Origin of the sequence: Pseudomonas sp. MPB03, assembly GCF_046605385.1 — a bacterium.
GTDB classification, from domain to species: Bacteria; Pseudomonadota; Gammaproteobacteria; order Pseudomonadales; family Pseudomonadaceae; genus Aquipseudomonas; species Aquipseudomonas zanjanensis.
The window spans coordinates 1653300-1670229 of the sequence record NZ_CP176770.1; the positions used below are offsets into that span (position 1 = coordinate 1653300).

General features: G+C 62.7%; 14 protein-coding genes. 2 read left to right on the plus strand and 12 right to left on the minus strand.

The genetic code is table 11. From position 1 onward, the window contains the following. Positions 1–12 precede the first annotated feature (12 nt). Both ACLH0I_RS07265 and pobA read right to left on the minus strand, forming a co-directional pair. Entirely contained in the window at positions 13–1530 is a 1518-nt protein-coding gene (locus tag ACLH0I_RS07265) for an MDR family MFS transporter (protein ID WP_411386678.1), read from the minus strand. A 69-nt stretch (positions 1531–1599) separates the two neighbouring features. Then, positions 1600–2790, minus strand: a complete 1191-nt coding sequence (pobA, locus tag ACLH0I_RS07270; protein ID WP_411386679.1) for a 4-hydroxybenzoate 3-monooxygenase — start codon at positions 2788–2790, stop codon at positions 1600–1602. A gap of 175 nt (positions 2791–2965) precedes the next feature. Here pobA and ACLH0I_RS07275 point away from each other — a divergent pair, with 175 nt between their 5' ends. Continuing rightward, the gene (locus ACLH0I_RS07275) at positions 2966–3859 is read left to right on the plus strand and encodes a helix-turn-helix domain-containing protein (protein ID WP_411386680.1); all 894 of its coding nucleotides are present in this window, start codon (positions 2966–2968) and stop codon (positions 3857–3859) included. A 7-nt stretch (positions 3860–3866) separates the two neighbouring features. Here the strand turns inward: ACLH0I_RS07275 and ACLH0I_RS07280 are convergent, their stop codons facing one another. The 6 genes from ACLH0I_RS07280 to arcD (ACLH0I_RS07305) form a co-directional block, all read right to left on the minus strand. After that, the gene (locus tag ACLH0I_RS07280) at positions 3867–4043 is read right to left on the minus strand and encodes a hypothetical protein (RefSeq protein ID WP_162843733.1); all 177 of its coding nucleotides are present in this window, start codon (positions 4041–4043) and stop codon (positions 3867–3869) included. Positions 4044–4334: 291 nt separating this feature from the next. Continuing rightward, positions 4335–4694 carry a DUF5064 family protein gene (locus ACLH0I_RS07285; protein ID WP_411386681.1) on the minus strand — a complete coding sequence of 120 codons (360 nt, stop codon included), beginning with the start codon at positions 4692–4694 and terminating at the stop codon, positions 4335–4337. A 64-nt stretch (positions 4695–4758) separates the two neighbouring features. Continuing rightward, the gene (arcC, locus tag ACLH0I_RS07290; protein WP_411386682.1) at positions 4759–5688 is read right to left on the minus strand and encodes a carbamate kinase; all 930 of its coding nucleotides are present in this window, start codon (positions 5686–5688) and stop codon (positions 4759–4761) included. A 139-nt stretch (positions 5689–5827) separates the two neighbouring features. Then, positions 5828–6838 (minus strand): ornithine carbamoyltransferase, encoded by a 1011-nt coding sequence (locus tag ACLH0I_RS07295; RefSeq protein WP_186708478.1) that lies wholly within the window; start codon positions 6836–6838, stop codon positions 5828–5830. Between the two features lie 70 nt (positions 6839–6908). Further along, complete coding sequence (gene arcA / locus ACLH0I_RS07300; protein ID WP_411386683.1) at positions 6909–8165, minus strand: arginine deiminase; 1257 nt, start codon at positions 8163–8165, stop codon at positions 6909–6911. Between the two features lie 31 nt (positions 8166–8196). After that, positions 8197–9624, minus strand: coding sequence for an arginine-ornithine antiporter (gene arcD, locus ACLH0I_RS07305; protein ID WP_217884302.1), 1428 nt, complete (start codon positions 9622–9624; stop codon positions 8197–8199). Positions 9625–9997: 373 nt separating this feature from the next. Here arcD (ACLH0I_RS07305) and arcD (ACLH0I_RS07310) point away from each other — a divergent pair, with 373 nt between their 5' ends. Next, on the plus strand, positions 9998–11425 hold the full coding sequence (gene arcD / locus ACLH0I_RS07310) for an arginine-ornithine antiporter (protein WP_250963239.1): 1428 nt from the start codon (positions 9998–10000) through the stop codon (positions 11423–11425). Between the two features lie 148 nt (positions 11426–11573). Here the strand turns inward: arcD (ACLH0I_RS07310) and ACLH0I_RS07315 are convergent, their stop codons facing one another. The 4 genes from ACLH0I_RS07315 to ACLH0I_RS07330 form a co-directional block, all read right to left on the minus strand. Beyond that, positions 11574–12920 carry a CoA transferase gene (locus ACLH0I_RS07315; protein ID WP_411386684.1) on the minus strand — a complete coding sequence of 449 codons (1347 nt, stop codon included), beginning with the start codon at positions 12918–12920 and terminating at the stop codon, positions 11574–11576. Positions 12921–12955: 35 nt separating this feature from the next. Next, positions 12956–13396: a YbaN family protein gene (locus ACLH0I_RS07320; RefSeq protein ID WP_411386685.1), complete on the minus strand. Its 441-nt coding sequence runs from the start codon at positions 13394–13396 to the stop codon at positions 12956–12958. A gap of 171 nt (positions 13397–13567) precedes the next feature. Continuing rightward, positions 13568–14158 (minus strand): biliverdin-producing heme oxygenase, encoded by a 591-nt coding sequence (locus tag ACLH0I_RS07325; protein WP_411386686.1) that lies wholly within the window; start codon positions 14156–14158, stop codon positions 13568–13570. Between the two features lie 150 nt (positions 14159–14308). Beyond that, positions 14309–16903 carry a TonB-dependent receptor gene (locus ACLH0I_RS07330; protein ID WP_411386687.1) on the minus strand — a complete coding sequence of 865 codons (2595 nt, stop codon included), beginning with the start codon at positions 16901–16903 and terminating at the stop codon, positions 14309–14311. Positions 16904–16930 lie beyond the last annotated feature (27 nt).

Below are 16930 nucleotides of genomic sequence, written 5' to 3' on the forward strand. Positions count from 1 at the left end.
GTGTGTTACAGGTTATCCAGCCTTGTCATCCCGCCCCCGCAACAGGCGATTAGGCATCGCCACCGCTGCGGCCAACCCCAGCAGCGACACCGCCGCGCTGATCAGCAGCAAATGCCGGAACGTCGCCTGCAACGCCTGGCGCAAGGCATGCTGCGCCTCGCCCGGGGCAGCATTGAGGCCGTCGAGCAAGACGTTGCCGGAATGCCCTTCGCCGAGCGGCGACGAACCGGTGAGCTGGGCGAAGCTTGAATCCTGCAGCAGGGCCAGCAGCAACGCCGACATCAGGGCCACGCCCACCGCGCCGCCGAGGGAGCGGAACAGGTTGGTGGTGCTGGTGGCGACGCCGATGTCCTGTTGCTGCACGGCGTTTTGCGAACCCACCAGCGATGTGGGGAATTGCATGCCGGAGGCGATGCCGCTGAGCAGCATGAACAGGCTGCTGAGCCAGAACGCGTCAGGCGCGGTGAAGGCCATGCCGAGGATCGCGAATGGAAAGAGCAGGGCGCCGCTGAGGATCATCGGTTTGTAGCGCCCCGTGACCGAGGTTCGGCGGCCGGCGAAATACGCGCCGATCGGCAGCCCCATCGCCAGCGGCAACAAGTGCAACGCCGCGCTGTCGGCACCGGCGCCGGTCACGCTCTGGAAGCGCAGCGGCACCAGCACCGTCAGGGAAATCGCCTGGAAACTGGTGAAGAACACCGTGCACCAGCACAGCACCGCGCTGCGGTTGGCGAACAGGTGCATCGGCAGCAACGGTTCCCGAGCCCGGCGCTCGTGCCAGGCGAACATCCCCAGCGCTACCCCCGCGCAACCCAGCAACCCCAGCACTTCAGGGCTGTGCCAGGCATGGCCTTGGCCGACCTGGGTTATCCCCAGCAACAATGCCGTCAGGCCGATGATCAGCAACACGGTGCCCAGGTAATCGATGATTGGCGTGCGTTGCGGTATTGGCAGCCCGACCAGGGTGCGCCGGGCCACCCACCAGGCCACGAGGCCCAGTGGCAGGTTGACCCAGAACACCCAGCGCCACGACAGGTATTCGGTCATGTAGCCACCGAGCACCGGCCCGGCCACACTGGCCACCGCGTACATGCTGCTGAAATACCCCTGGTAGCGACCCCGCTCCCGGGGCGGGATGATGTCGCCGATGATCGCCTGGCTCACCGAAATCATCCCGCCGGCGCCGATGCCCTGGAAAATCCGCGCCAGTACCAGTTGTTCCATGTTTTGCGCCAGGCCACAGAACAGCGAGGCCAGGGTGAACAGGCCCATGCCGAACAACATCAGCGGTCGGCGGCCATAAAGGTCACCGAGCTTGCCGTAGATCGGCACCGCCACGGTCATGGCGACCATGTAGCCGGAAATCACCCAGGCCAGCAGGCTGACGTCGGCGAATTGTGCGGAGATGGCCGGCATCGAGACGGCGACGATGGTCTGGTCCAGGGCACCGAGGAAAATCGCCAGCATCAGGGCAACCAGTACGCTGCGGATGGCCGGTTTTGGGGCTTGGTGCGTATTGAGCTGAGTCACGACAGAACCTGCGGGCGTCGCGCCAAAGAGGCGAATGGGACGAAGCCCGCAGTTTAAGTCGATAGGCGGCTATTCGATAGCCTCGTAAGGAAGCCCGACGTAATTTTCCGCAATGGTTTTTCGACCGGCCTCGGAGTCGAGGAAATACTCCAGTTCGGCTTCGCTGATGCGCTGGTTGAAGGCGTCGTCGTCGAAGCGGTGCAGCATCGACGTCATCCACCAGGAGAACCGCTCGGCTTTCCACACGCGTCGCAGGCAGATGGCCGAATATTGTTCCAGCAAGTCCACACGGCCGTCGCGATAGACCTTGAGCAAGATGTTGAACAGCGTGCTGACATCGCTGGCCGCCAGGTTCAAGCCCTTGGCCCCCGTCGGTGGGACGATGTGGGCCGCATCGCCCACCAGGAACATCCGCCCATACTGCATCGGTTCGACCACGAAGCTACGCAGGGGCGCGATGCTTTTTTCGATGGAGGGGCCGGTCACTAGGGCGTCGGCCAGGTCGGCGGGCAGGCGGTTTTTCAGTTCACCCCAGAAGCGCTCGTCCGGCCAGTCGGCGACGTGTTCCTCGGCGGGGACTTGCAGGTAATAACGGGTGCGGGTCTTGGAGCGCATGCTGCACAGGGCAAAACCGCGGTCGTGCCGCGCGTAGACCAGCTCCTCGTGCACCGGCGGGGTGTCGGCCAGTACGCCGAGCCAGCCAAACGGGTAGACGCGCTCGAAGACCTTGAGCTTTTCCGCTGGAATGGACTGGCGGGCCACGCCGTGGAAACCGTCGCAACCGGCAATGTAGTCGCAGTCCAGGCGCCAGGCTTGCCCTTCATGTTCGAAGGTCACGAAGGGGTGTTCGGTTTGCATGTCGTGGGGCTGGGCGTCGCTGGCCAGGTACAGGGTGCGGGCGCCGGCGGCTTCGCGGGCGGCCATCAAGTCACGGGTGACTTCGGTCTGGCCGTAGACCATGACGTTTTTACCGCCGGTCAGGCCCTTGAGGTCGATGTGTACCCGCCGATCGTTGAGCACCAGTTCAAAGCCGTCATGGGGCAGGCCTTCGGCGTCCATGCGCTGGCCAACGCCGGCCTGGCGCAGCAGCTCGACCATGCCTTGCTCCAGCACACCGGCGCGGATGCGACCCAAGACATAGTCCGGGGCCTGGCGTTCGAGGATGACAGTGTCGATCCCGGCGTTGTGCAACAACTGGCCGAGCAGCAGGCCAGAGGGGCCGGCGCCGATGATAGCGACTTGGGTCTTGAGGGTTTTCATTGTTCTTATGACTCGCACGAAGCACGCGACCAGGGTCGGTGTTGATTGTTATGGACCGAGTGCCTGCATTTTTCGCTTGCGGACCTGTCAGTTGAAGGGGAAAACTGAGCCGATACCTGTTCTTTTCGCCAATTGGTGCGATTATCGCCCGCAACCCCAGGCCCGGATCCACGTTATGAAAAAACCTGACCTGCCTTCGATCCCGGTGTTCAAGCTCTACGGTGAGAGCCAGGAATGGCCGACGCCGGATCTGCTGCATTGCGAGACCATCTCCAAGCGCAGCCGCGAGCATCAATGGGAAATCAAGCCCCATCGGCACGCCGACCTGTGCCAGTTGCTGTTTGTCTTCAATGGCCAGGCGGAACTGGAAATCGAAGGCCGGCGCACGCAACTCACCGAGCCGGCCGTGCAGATCCTGCCGCCGCTGTCGGTCCATGGCTTTCGTTTTTCCGAGGATGTGGAAGGTTACGTGGTGACGCTGGCGGCGCCGCTGGTCACGCACCTGCAAGCGCAGCTGGGGCATTCGGTCAATGTGCTGGCCCAGGCCGAAAGCTACCCGGCCCTTGAGAATGCCGAGTACCTCAACAGCCTGTTCAGCGCCTTGCAGAATGAGTACATGGGGCATCAACCGGCCCGGGAAATGCTGATGCATGCGCTGGTCAGCGTGATCATGGTCTGGGTCAGCCGCCAGGTGATGCAGCGCCACACCCAGGCCCAGCGCCCGCAACGGGCCCGGGAGTACCTCAACGGTTTCATTCAGTTGGTGGAAGAAACCTATCGCGAGCACGTCAAGGTCGAAGACCTGGCCCATCGCCTGGGCATTTCCGTGTCGCACCTCAACGGCACCTGTCGCGAACTGGCGGGGCAGCCAGCGTTGCAGATCATGCATGAGCGCCAGTTGCTGGAAGCCAAGCGCCTGCTCACCTACACGGGCATGACCATCTACGAGATTTCCGAACTGCTCGGGTTTTCCGACCCGACCAACTTCACTCGGCTGTTCCGTCGGCGCGTCGGTATCTCGCCCAAGGCGTTCCGGGACCGGCTCAAGACCGATCAACAGGACGACTGACCACGCCTCAGCGCAGGGCGTTCAGGGTTGCGCTATGGGGGATGCAGCGTTCGAAATTGCAGCTGGCATATTCACGGGGCAGTTGCCTGGCCTGCTCGACCCGGTAGGCCGCAGTGCCATACAGCGCAAGCGTAGCGGCGCAAGTGACGAAAATGGCGAGGCGTCTTCTTGTTTTGATGTTCATGGCGGTGACCTCTGAACGAATACCCGGGGGTACTGTATTCAGCATAGGTCAGCTATAGCGAGTTGCCAGCCAGGCAGGCTTTGTGTGTAACCCGATATTCAGAACACTGATATTCCCCTGTTGGGGCCCAGGCCTCAAGGCTGAAGCCCTGCTTCATTGTGGCGAGGGAGCTTGCTCCCGCTGGGCCGCGCAGCGGCCCCAAGCTCTTGCGGTCGCTGCGCAACCGAGCGGGAGCAAGCTCCCTCGCCACAGGTTCATTTCATGTCAGGAATGGCAGCGTTTCCCAGCCAGTTATTCCAGGTGCTCCGGCTTCATCGGGTCGCCCGGCTTGACGTCCAGTTGCTGGCGCACGTCTTCGAACATTTCGTCGTAGTACTTGTGCATCGAACCGATGCTGGCAGCCTTGGGCAGGCCGTATTTCTGGGCGATGCGCGTGGCATGGCGGGCGAAGTCGAAGGCTTGGTCCTTGGCCAGGAAAAAGGTCTCGTCCAGGGTTTTTTCTTCCACCGTGCCGTGCAGTTGGAACGACATGCCCGTCTCGCCCTTGTCGTTCTGATCGAGCTTGTAGTCGATGCACAGGTTGTAGCTGAAATCATCCTTGTTCAGCGCATGGCGTTCCATGTGCAGGTGACCGGGTTTGAACGTGGCCATAAACGACTCTCCTTCGAAGGCATGGAGAACGGCAGACACCGTGCCTGCCGCATAAGTTTTCCCGTTAGCGATAAACAATGCCCGGCGTCGCGGTGCTGATGCGCGTGCCGGCGGTGCCCTGGACAATAGCATCGATGTCCGACAGCGACCCGATCACCGCGACCTTGCCGGTGTTGCGCGCGAATTCACAGGCAGCCTGCACCTTCGGCCCCATGGAACCGGCGGCGAAGCCGAGCCGCTCCAGTTCGTCGGGATGGGCCTGGGCGATGGCTTTCTGGGTCGGCTTGCCGAAGTCGATGAACGCGGCGTTGACGTCGGTGGCGATCACCAGCAGATCGCTTTCCAGCTGTTCGGCCAGCAGCGCCGAGCACAAGTCCTTGTCGATCACCGCTTCCACGCCTTGCAGCTTGCCGTCGGCGTCGTACATCGTCGGGATGCCGCCACCGCCGGCGCAGATCACGATACTGCCTTTTTCCAGCAGCCATTTGATCGGGCGGATTTCAAAGATGCGCTTGGGCCTGGGGCTGGCGACCACACGACGGAACTTGTCGCCGTCCGGGGCGATGGCCCAGCCTTTTTCAGCGGCCAGTTCCTGTGCTTCTTCCTGGCTGTAGACCGGGCCGATGGGCTTGGTGGGGTTCTGGAAGGCCGGGTCGTTGGCGTCCACTTCGACCTGGGTCAGGAGCGTGGCGAAGGGGACTTCGAAGTCCAGCAGATTGCCCAGTTCCTGTTCGATGATGTAGCCGATCATGCCCTCGGTTTCGGCGCCGAGCACGTCCAGCGGATACGGCGTGACCGAGGTGTAGGCCGCCGCCTGCAGCGACAGCAGGCCGACTTGCGGGCCGTTGCCGTGGGCGATGACCAGTTGGTTGCCGGGGTGGATCTTGGCGATCTGTTCGGTCGCGGTGCGGATGTTGCTGCGTTGATTGGCTGCGGTCATGGGTTCACCCCGACGCAGAAGGGCGTTACCGCCCAGGGCAACGACGATGCGCATGGTGCTGTCCTTTAAAAAATGGATCGAACAACCTGATTCCCTTGTGGGAGCGAGCTTGCTCGCGATGACAGCGGCACATCCAACATCAATGCAAGCTGACACTTCGCCATCGCGAGCAAGCTCGCTCCCACAGTGGGTTCTAGATATCCGCCAACGCCGCCACCAGGATCGCCTTGATGGTGTGCATGCGATTTTCCGCCTGCTCGAAGGCGATGTTGGCCGGGGATTCGAACACCTCCTCGGTCACTTCCACGCCGTTGGCCAGGTTCGGGTAGCGTGCGGCGATGTCCTTGCCGACCTTGGTTTCACTGTTATGGAACGCCGGCAGGCAGTGCATGAATTTCACCCGTGGGTTGCCCGAGGCCTTCATCATCTGCGCGTTGACCTGGTAGGGCAGCAATTGCTCGATGCGCTCATCCCAGGCTTCAACCGGCTCGCCCATGGACACCCAAATGTCGGTGTGGATGAAGTCCACGCCCTTGACGGCTTCCCTCGGGTCTTCGGTGATGGTCAGGCGGGCGCCACTTTCGGCGGCGAAGGCCTGGCACTGGTCGATGAAATCCTGGTGCGGCCACAAGGCTTTTGGCGCGCCGATGCGCACGTCCATGCCCAGCTTCGCGCCGATCATCAGCAACGAATTGCCCATGTTGTAGCGGGCATCGCCCAGGTAGGCGTAGCTGATGTCATGCAGCGGCTTGTCGCTGTGTTCGCGCATGGTCAGGGTGTCGGCGATCATTTGGGTGGGATGGAATTCGGCGGTCAGGCCGTTGAACACCGGCACCCCGGCGAACGTGGCTAACTCCTCGACGATCTCCTGTTCGAAGCCACGGTATTCGATGGCGTCGAACATCCGCCCCAGGACTCGGGCGGTGTCTTTCATGCTTTCCTTGTGGCCGATCTGCGACGACACCGGGTCGATGTAGGTGACGTGGGCGCCCTGGTCGTGGGCGGCGACTTCGAAGGCGCAGCGGGTGCGGGTCGAGGTTTTCTCGAAGATCAGCGCGATGTTCTTGCCCTTGAGGTGCGGCTGTTCGGTGCCGGTGTACTTGGCACGCTTGAGGTCGCGGGACAGGTCCAGCAGAAAGTGCAGCTCGCGGTTGGTGTGGTGCATCAGGCTCAGCAGGCTGCGGTTGCGCATGTTGAACGCCATGGTGTGGATCTCCTCTGGTGTAGGTTATCCCCGGGGCCGATTCTGGGTAAGGAACGGCCTCGGCTCGAAGTCAGTAATCGATCGGGTCGCGGATGATCGGGCAGGTCATGCAATGGCCACCGCCCCGGCCCCGGCCCAGTTCGCTGGCGCTGATGGTGATGACTTCCACGCCGGCCTTGCGCAGGAGGGTATTGGTGTAGGTGTTGCGGTCATAGCCGATCACCACGCCCGGTTCCACCGCCACGACGTTGTTGCCGTCGTCCCACTGCTCGCGTTCGGCGGCGAAGCTGTTGCCGCCGGTTTCCACGACTCGCAACGCGGGTAGCTTGAGGGCGGCGGCCACGGTGTCGAGGAAGCTGCCGTCCTCGCGGCGCACGTCGATGCCGCCAGGCTTGCTCTCGTCAGGGCGCAGGGAGAAGGCGACGATCTGGCTCACCACTTCGGGGAATACCGTGACCAGGTCGCGGTCGCAGAAACTGAACACGGTATCCAGGTGCATGGCGGCCCGGGATTTCGGCAAGCCGGCGACAATCACCCGTTCCACCGCGTTGTGCTTGAACAGGTTCAGCGCCAACTGGCCGATGGCTTGGCGGGACGAGCGCTCGCCCATGCCGATCAACACCACGCCGTTGCCAATGGGCATGACATCGCCGCCTTCAAGAGTGGCGTTGCCGTGGTCCTGGTCCGGGTCCCCATACCAGACTTGGAAGTCCGCGTGGGTGAACTCCGGATGGAATTTATAGATGGCGCTGGCCAGCAGGGTTTCCTGTCGGCGCGCCGGCCAGTACATCGGGTTCAAGGTCACGCCGCCGTAGATCCAGCACGTGGTGTCGCGGGTGAACTGGGTATTGGGCAACGGCGGCAGGATAAAGCTGGAGTGTCCGAGAAAGTCGCGGAACATCTGGATAGTCTTGCCACCGAAGCTGTCCGGCAGGTCATCGGCCGAGACGCCGCCGATGAGGAATTCGGCGATGTGGCGCGGTTCCAGGCTGCGCAGCCACGAACCGACTTCATTCACCAGGCCCAGGCCCACCGAGTTGGCGCTGATCTTGCGCTGGAGGATCCAGTCCAGGGCTTCGGGGATGGCGACGATGTCGGTCAGCAGGTTGTGCATTTCCAGCACATCGATATCACGCTCGCGCAGCTTGGTGACGAAATCGAAATGGTCGCGCTTGGCCTGGTTGACCCAGATCACATCGTCGAACAGCAGCTCGTCGCAGTTGTTCGGGGTCAGCCGCTGGTGGGCCAGGCCCGGGGAACAGACCATGACTTTACGCAGTTTGCCGGCTTCGGAATGAACGCCGTACTTCACTTTTTCCGTGGTCATTACACATCCTCCCGTTAAAACAATCAGCCAACTACAAGGTCAGGAAGCCGTCGTAGAGCCCGTAGGCGGCCACGAGGGCGCCTGCGACCACCGCGGCGAAAATCAGCTTCTCGACAGAGGTGAAAATAGGTTTGCCCAACTCGCGCTTGGCCTTGGCGAACAGGATCGCGCCGGGGGCGTAGAGTAGGGCAGAGAGCAGCAGGTACTTGATGCCGCCGGCATACAGCAGCCACACCGCATAGATCAGGGCGATGGCCCCGATGACCAGGTCCTTGCGCCGCTCGGCCGCGAAGCCTTCATAGGTCTCGCCACGCACCGCCAGCAGCAGCGCATAGGCCGCCGACCAGAGGTACGGCACGAGGATCATCGAGGTGGCGAGGTAGATCAGTGACAGGTAGGTGCTGGCCGAGAACAGGGTTATGACCAGAAACAGCTGGACCATCGCATTGGTCAGCCACAGGGCGTTGGCCGGTACGTGGTTGGCGTTCTCCCGGCGCAGGAACTCGGGCATGGTGTGGTCTTTGGCGGCGGCAAACATGATCTCGGCGCACAGCAATACCCAGGACAGCAGGGCGCCGAGCAGCGAGATGATCAGGCCGACGCTGATCAGCACCGCCCCCCAATGCCCGACGACATGTTCCAGCACGGCGGCCATGGACGGGTTCTGCAACTTCGCCAGTTCAGGCTGGGTCATGATGCCCAGGGACAGCACGTTCACCAGCACCAGGAACAGCAGCACGGTGATAAAACCGATGACGGTGGCCTTGCCGACGTCGCTGCGTTTCTCGGCCCGGGCGGAAAAAATGCTCGCGCCCTCGATGCCGATGAACACCCACACGGTGACCAGCATCATCTTGCGCACCTGGTTCATCACGCTGCCCAGGTCCGGGTTCATCGTGCCCCAGATGTCCCGGGTGAAGATCTCGAGCTTGAAAGCGAACAGGGCGATCAGCACGAACAGCACCAGCGGCACGATCTTGGCGACGGTGGTGACCAGGTTGATGAACGCGGCTTCCTTGATGCCGCGCAGCACCAGGAAATGCACTGCCCACAGCAGCACGGAGGCGCCGATTACCGCCGCGACGGTATTGCCCTCACCAAAGATCGGGAAGAAGTAGCCCAAGGTGCTGAACAGCAGCACGAAGTAACCGACGTTGCCCAGCCAGGCGCTGATCCAGTAGCCCCAGGCCGACGAAAAACCCATGTAGTCGCCGAACCCGGCCTTGGCGTAGGCATACACGCCGCCGTCCAGATCAGGCTTGCGGTTGGCCAGGGTCTGGAACACGAAGGCCAGGGTCAGCATGCCGACGGCGGTGATGGCCCAACCGATCAGCACCGCGCCGACATCGGCACTGGCTGCCATGTTTTGTGGCAGGGAAAAGATTCCCCCGCCGATCATTGAGCCGACGACCAATGCAACCAACGCACCCAATCGAAGTTTTCCGGGCGTATCAGACATGTACGAGACTCCAATGCAGGAGAAGAGAGTCAACAGGCTAAGTCGATTTGAAGTTTGAATAGCTGATCTGGATCAGTGCATGACAACATTCCGTTGTTAATGAAGGAGTTGAAGCGTCCATTAGGGGTTTTAATTGCTCGAGAGGCCCATTCCAGGTGGTCTTGGCAAAAATGGCGATAATCTGCGCTCTCACAGGATTATTCACGCTAGTTGATTTCCGCTGAGTCGCAACTATTTTGTAGTTGGCTGTTCTGGCACTTTTTATTTAGCGCGATTGAATAAGGGCCAGTAAATAAGGCAACGGAATTTGCACGGTAGGCGTTATTCAAAAGCGCTATTGGGCTTTTATTTAATTATTAAATAGCGAGGCGAAATGTCGCCACCGATTGAAAAATTGCCGCTGGGCGCGTTGGTCGCACTGGTGGTGGGGTCGATGATCGGTGGTGGGATCTTTTCCCTGCCGCAAAACGTCGCGGCTCAGGCCGATGTCGGGGCGGTGTTGATCGGTTGGGCCATCACCGCCGTCGGCATGCTGACCCTGGCCTTCGTGTTCCAGACCCTGGCCAATCGCAAACCGGCATTGGACTCGGGCGTGTATGCCTACGCCAAGGCCGGGTTCGGTGACTATATGGGCTTCTCGTCCGCCTGGGGTTACTGGATCAGCGCCTGGATGGGCAATGTCGGTTACTTCGTGCTGCTGTTCAGCACGTTGGGGTATTTCTTCCCGGTGTTTGGCCAGGGCAATACGCCGGTGGCCATCGGCTGTGCATCGTTGCTGTTGTGGGCCGTGCATTTCCTGGTGTTGCGGGGCATCAAGGAGGCGGCGTTCATCAACCTGGTGACCACCGTGGCCAAGGTCGTGCCGCTGTTGATGTTCATTGTCCTGGCGGCCGTGGCCTTCAAGGCCGAGGTGTTCACCCGCGATATCTGGGGCACGATGAGCCCGGACCTGGGCAGCGTGATGGACCAGGTGCGGCACATGATGCTGGTCACGGTGTTCGTGTTCATCGGTATCGAGGGCGCCAGCGTGTATTCGGCGCGGGCCCGGAAACGTGCGGACGTAGGGCGGGCGACGGTGATCGGTTTCCTCGGTGTCCTGGCGTTGCTGGTGCTGGTGAATGTGTTGTCCCTGGGCGTCATGAGCCAGCCGGAATTGGCGCAGTTGCAGAACCCGTCACTGGCAGGCGTGCTCGAGCACATTGTCGGGCCTTGGGGCGCATTGGCGATCAGCCTGGGCTTGGCGGTGTCATTACTGGGGGCGCTGCTGTCCTGGGCGCTGCTGTGCGCCGAGATCCTCTACGCCACCGCCCGGGACAAGACCATGCCGGCATTCCTGACCAAGGAAAATGCCAACCATGCGCCGGTCAATGCGCTGTGGTTGACCAATGGCATGATCCAACTGTTTTTGCTGATCACTCTGTTTTCCGCCGGCACCTACACCAGCCTGATTTATCTGGCCTCATCGATGATCCTGGTGCCCTACTTGTGGTCGGCCGCTTATGCGGTGCTGCTGTGCGTCCGGGGGGAAACCTACGAACGAGCCTCGGCCCAGCGCATGAAGGATCTGTGCATCGGTGGCGTAGCCCTGTGCTATGCGGTGTGGCTGTTGTACGCCGGCGGGTTGAAATACCTGCTGCTGTCGGCGTTGTTGTATGCACCCGGAGTGATCCTGTTCGCCCAGGCCAAGCGGGAACAGGGACAGCCCTTATTCACCGCTGTGGAAAAAGGTGTTTTTGCCTGTGTGCTGTTTGGCGCGGGTGTAGCGGCGTATGGGTTGTACAGTGGATTTTTGGCGTTGTGAGGTTCACCGCAATGCCAAGGCGAACCCCTGTGGCGAGGGAGCTTGCTCCCGCTGGGGCGCGTAGCGGCCCTGTTTTTCTGGGGCTGCTGCGCAGCCCAGCGGGAGCAAGCTCCCTCGCCACAGGGGCAGTTTTAACCGGTAGCGAGCGTCACCACCGTGCCCGATGCGCCCCCAGCTCAGCCGCCGGCAAAGTCCATTGCAGCGGCGTCCCGGTGATCTTCAAGGGCACCTGCAGGCGATGGGCTGGCCCCCATGGCGTCTGTTCGACGACCAACCCGTGATCATCTTCGGCCTCGGCCCGCAATGGGGTCGGGTCGCCGGCGCCACGTTCGATCAGCAGCTTCGCCGTGCGCGCTAGTGACAAGCGTGCCGAACCGCCGCGACCATTTTCCAAGCGCCGGGACAGCAGCACCAAGGCGCTGGCCGCCAGCAGATAGCCGGTGCCATGGTCCAGTGCTTGCACCGGCAGCGGTGTCGGTTTGTCGGTGTGTTTCCAAGCCATGCCGGCTTCGGCAATGCCACTGCTCATCTGCACCAGGCTGTCGAAGCCGCGCCGGTTCTGCCAGGGGCCGCTCCAGCCGTAGGCGTTGAGGCTGACGTCGATCAGGCCCGGAGCCAGTTTACTGCGCTGTTCGGCGCCGTAGCCCAGGCGTTCCAGAGCGTCGGCACGGTAGCCGTGCAGGAGGATGTCGGTGTCCTTGAGCAATGCCTCGAACGCCGCGCGATCATCGGCTCGATGCAGGTCGAGGCGGGCGCAGCGTTTGCCCAGGGTGACTTCCGGGACCACGCCGGGTTCGTTCCAGGTCGGCGGGTCGATGCGCAGCACGTCGGCCCCGAGGCCGGCGAGGAAGCGACTGGCGACGGGGCCGGCCAGCACCCGGGTCAGGTCCAGGACCTTGAGGCCCGCCAGTGGCTGGGTCACGGAGCCAGGCCAGGGTTTGTGCTGTCCTGCAGTGGTTTCACTCAGATGCACCAGCGGCTCGGCATGCACCGCCATGCCTTGAGGGTGAGTTTGCCAGGCCTGCCACGAACGCATCTGGGCAGCGCAACCGCCGGCGTCGACCACGGCTTGCTCCAGCTCGGCGTTGTTCCAGCGGGCGACCCTGGCCGCCATGTCGGTGCGGTCGGTGCAGGTGCCGAGGACTTTTTCCGCCGCCAGGCGATGATGCAGCGCGTTGGTGTGCAGGCGAATCCAGCCGTCGGCGCAGGCATAGTCGCCGGCCACCGGGTCCCACATCGGCGGCACACTCCAGCCGATGGGGCGCAGGGAAGTGGCGAACCAGAACGATGCCAGGCGTCGGTCGACCTCGACGGGGGGCTGGCGGCCGGTGTGATGGTGGATGAGCGCGGCGGTCGCCTGGCCGGCCACGGCGATGCTGGCGCTGGCCAGCTCCGTGACGGCGAATGCCGAGGGCAGGGCGCCTTCGCCGCTGAAGGTGATCGAGGTCGTGGGCAAGCCGAGCGCGGCTTGCATGGATGTGAGTAGATCTGCCATCGAAAGCCCCTCCTGAACCAGAGGGCGAGCATAGATCAAAAATCCTTCGGGGGCCGCTTTGCGGCCCAGCGGGAGCAAGCTCCCTCGCCACAAGCGCCCTGTGCTTGTTCCGGCCGCGACCAGATCCACAGGTTGCCCAGGCCCATGCCGGCGAGCGCCAGGTAGACCGGCCAGCGGTGGTCGAGCATCACCAGCATCAACCCGGCACACAGCAGCATGCTGGCGCTGGCACCGACCTTGGCCCGGCGCGGGATAACCTTGCCGTTGCGCCAGTTGTGCAGCATCGGCCCGAACAGCCGATGGTTCTCCAGCCAGGCGCTCAGGCGCGGCGAACTGCGGGTCGCGGCCCAGGCGGCCAAGAGGATGAACTCGGTGGTCGGCAGGCCAGGCACGACGATGGCGACCAGGCCGATGGCCAGGCTGGTGTAGGCGAGCAGGGCGAAGAGCAGTTGGGTGAGTTTCGAGGGATGGTTCATCAGCGTTTTTCAGTCATACACATTTCCTGTGGGAGCGGGCTTGCTCGCGAAGGCGGTGTATCAGCCGACATAATCGTTAACTGACACACCGTCTTCGCGAGCAAGCCCGCTCCCACACTGGTTTCTGGGTGGACTGCAAGATATGCATCCACCCTAAGTTCCTTGTATGAATCAGGCCAACTCGGTCGCGTAAGCCTGTTCCAACAGCACCGTGAAGCGGTTAAAGGCATCCAGCGCGCCTTTGTCCGCCTCGGCTTCCTGTTGTTCGGTGAAGGTCAGGCCATCGAGGGTGCGGGTGAAGGTTTTCCAGCCTTCGGCACGTCCGCCGGCGGGTTCGGCCAGGTGCCGGGCGCCGAAGGTTTCGCTCAGCCCCAGGCCCACGGCACGCTTGATCAGGAAGGCGGCGCCGAGCTTGGAGCCTTCGGAGACGAACAGCCAGCCCAGGGCTTCGGCCTGGGTCGGGGTTTTCACCGCACCGGCCACCGGCCCGGGGACTTCGGTGTCCAGGTCGGCGAGATCCGCCTTGGCTGCGTCGGCACGGCAGCGGGCTGGCAGGTCGGGGATCAAGGCGGCCAGTTCGGCGTCGTTGTACAGCGCCACCAGTTCCGACTGGAACAGGTACTGGGCGACGACGAAACGGGCGAAGCTGGCCGGGGTGTCGAACGGAGCGTGGGCCTTGACCAGCGCATCGAGCTTGCCGTGGGGCTCGTGGGTGATCTGGTTCAGGCGTTGGGAACGTGAAGCGGGACGTTGTGTGGTCATGAAAAAATTCCTTCGAGTTGGAACATTGTGGCGAGGGAGCTTGCTCCCGCTCGGTTGCGCAGCGACCGCAAGTTCTTGGGACTGCTGCGCAGTCCAGCGGGAGCAAGCTCCCTCGCCACAGGGCATTTGGCTTGCCGACAAAAATCTTGGTCAGATATCCCAGATCAGGTTCACCGCGAAGTTACGCCCGGGCGCCGTCAGGCGATCGAGGTTGGCGGGGCTCAGCACGGCCGCTTCGCCGACGCTGTCGTAGCCGCGCACGTCGTCCCACAGCCAGTATTTCTTGTCGGTGAGGTTGTAGAGGCCGCCGCTGACGGTCACGTCGCCGGTCACCTTGTAGTAACCCGTCAGGTCGAGGATGCCGAAGCCTGGTGTCTTGAATTGGCTGCTCACGCCATCGGGGGAGTTGAAATTGCTGTCGTCGACGCGGTCCTTTTTCTTGACCAGGGTCCAGCTGAGCAAGGTGCCGAACTGCTTCTGGTCGTAGCCCAGGCCGAACACGCCGGTGAGGGGGTTGATGCTGTTGAGCGGTTCGCCCGTGTCGTTGTTGCGACCGTAGAGGTAGGCCACCGAACCCTGGGTGTAGAGGCCTTCTGGCGCGCCCAGCACGTCCAGGTCCAGGCGCCCCTTGGCTTCGACGCCCTTGATGGTGGCGTGCTTGATGTTGTTGCTCTGGAAGGTCAACTGGTCGTCGCCGGGGATGATGGCGTCCTCGTTGATGAAATCGCGGTACTTGTTGTAGAACACCGCCACGTCGAACGAACCGGAATCGAAACGGCCACGCAGGCCGGTCTCGTAGCCCTGGCTTTTTTCCGGTTCCAGATCGGGGTTGGGTTCTACGCTATAGCCGGCGCCGGGGTTGTCGAAACGACCGTAAAGAGCCTTGGCGGTTGGGGTACGAAAGCCTTCGGCGTACTGGCCGTACCAGGTGTACTCATCGCTCAGGGCGTAGGTCACGCCGAACTTGGGCGAGACGCGATGCCAGGTCTTGTTCTTGCCGCTGACTGTGCCGCCGCCGGTAGGGTCCACGGTACTGAGGAATTCCTCGGTCAGGTGCGGCTTGAGCCGGGTGTAGTCGTAGCGCAGGCCGGGGGTGAAGGTCCATTTGTCCCAACTGATCTGGTCCTGGGCGAACAGGCTGTAGGTGTTGATGGTCGGGTCGGGGAAGTCACTGGCTTTTGCCAGCACGTCCCGGGTGCTGATGGCGCCCACCGCCGAGCAACCGACGCCGACCGCCAGGCACACGCCATTGCCGCTACGCGAGCCGGTGACTTTCTGTTGCTTGAGGGTGGTGCCGTAGGTCAAGGCGTGGTCGGTGTCGGCGACGCTGAAGGCCTTGTCCAGTTGCGCATCGAAGACCCACTGCTTTTCTTCGTAGAGGGTCTCCCGGGTGCGCAGGACCTGGCGGGTGATCGGGAAATAGAACTCGGCGGTGCTCTGGTCGGTCTTGGCGACCTGGTGATTCAGGCTCCACTTGACGTGATCGGCCAGCAGGCTGTCGAGGGCGAAGCTGTGTTCCAGGCCGAAACGCTCGCGGGTGATGGTGTCGTTGCCGGTGCGCCACTGGTACATGCCACCGGGCAGTACGAAGTCGGGGATCGCCGGCTGGCCGTTGGCGTAGGGGCCGCCGTAGGCGCTTTTCAGGTCGGTGTCGCGGTCGTCCTTGTATTTCTCGTAGACCAGGCCAAGGCGTGCGTCATCGCTATAGTTCCAGCCGAGCTTGGCCAGCACGTTGTAGGTGCGCACGTCTTCCGGGTTGGCGGCGGTGCGGTCCAGGCCGGTGCCGTTGTGGCTGCCGTAGGATTCGGTTTCGTGGCCGTCACGCTGGCTATAGTGCAGCAACCCATCGACTGGACCGCTACGGCCGGCAACGGTGGCGGACTTGAGCCAGCTCTCGTCGGCGGAGCTGTAGCCGGTCTTCAGGCGCGCGCCGACGTCCTCGCCCGGCTTGATGATGTCGTCCGGATCGAGGGTGAAGTAGCTGACGGCACCGCCAATGGCATTGCTGCCGTACAGCACCGAGGCCGGGCCGCGGAGGATTTCCACGCGCTTGATGATTTCCGGGTCGACGTAGTTGCGCTGGGTCTTGGCGTAGGGGCCGTTGAAGAACCCGCCGGGTATTTCCACGCCGTCGACCTGGGTCAGGATCCGATTGCCATCGATGCCGCGGATGTTGTAGCCGCTGATGCCGCCGCGCTGGCCCGCGCCACCCACCGATACGCCCGGTTCATAGCGCACCAGGTCCTTGAGGGTATTGACGTTGTTGCGGTCCAGCACCTGGCGGTCGTGGACGGTGACCGTGCTCGGTACGCTGGTGATGTCCTGTTCCTGGCGGGTGGCACTGATGGTCACCTGCTGCAGTTCCAGCGCGCTGCCGCGGCTGCGTTTTTCCAGGACGATGCTGTTGTCGCCTAGCTTGCGATAGCTCAGTTGGGTCCCCGCCAGCAGGCGTTCCAGGGCTTTTTCCGGCGGCAGCGAGCCGTTCACCCCTGGCGATGCGACGCCTTCGGCCAGTTCCGCCGGCAGGCCGACCTGCCAGCCGGTGACCGCGGTGAATGCATTCAGGGCCGAGACCAGGGGTTGCCGGGCGATGGCAAAGGTGTAGTCGCCCATGTTGCGTGCAGGGGGCTGCACGGTGGTGGCGGCCAGGACGAGCGGCGCGATGCCGGCCATCAGGATGGCGGCGGTAAGCAGTGACAGCGTGCAAGAAGGGGCAAGAAACCGGCAAGTAAGGCGAGAGGACATCGATAGCGCTCCGTGTCGCATCTGTTA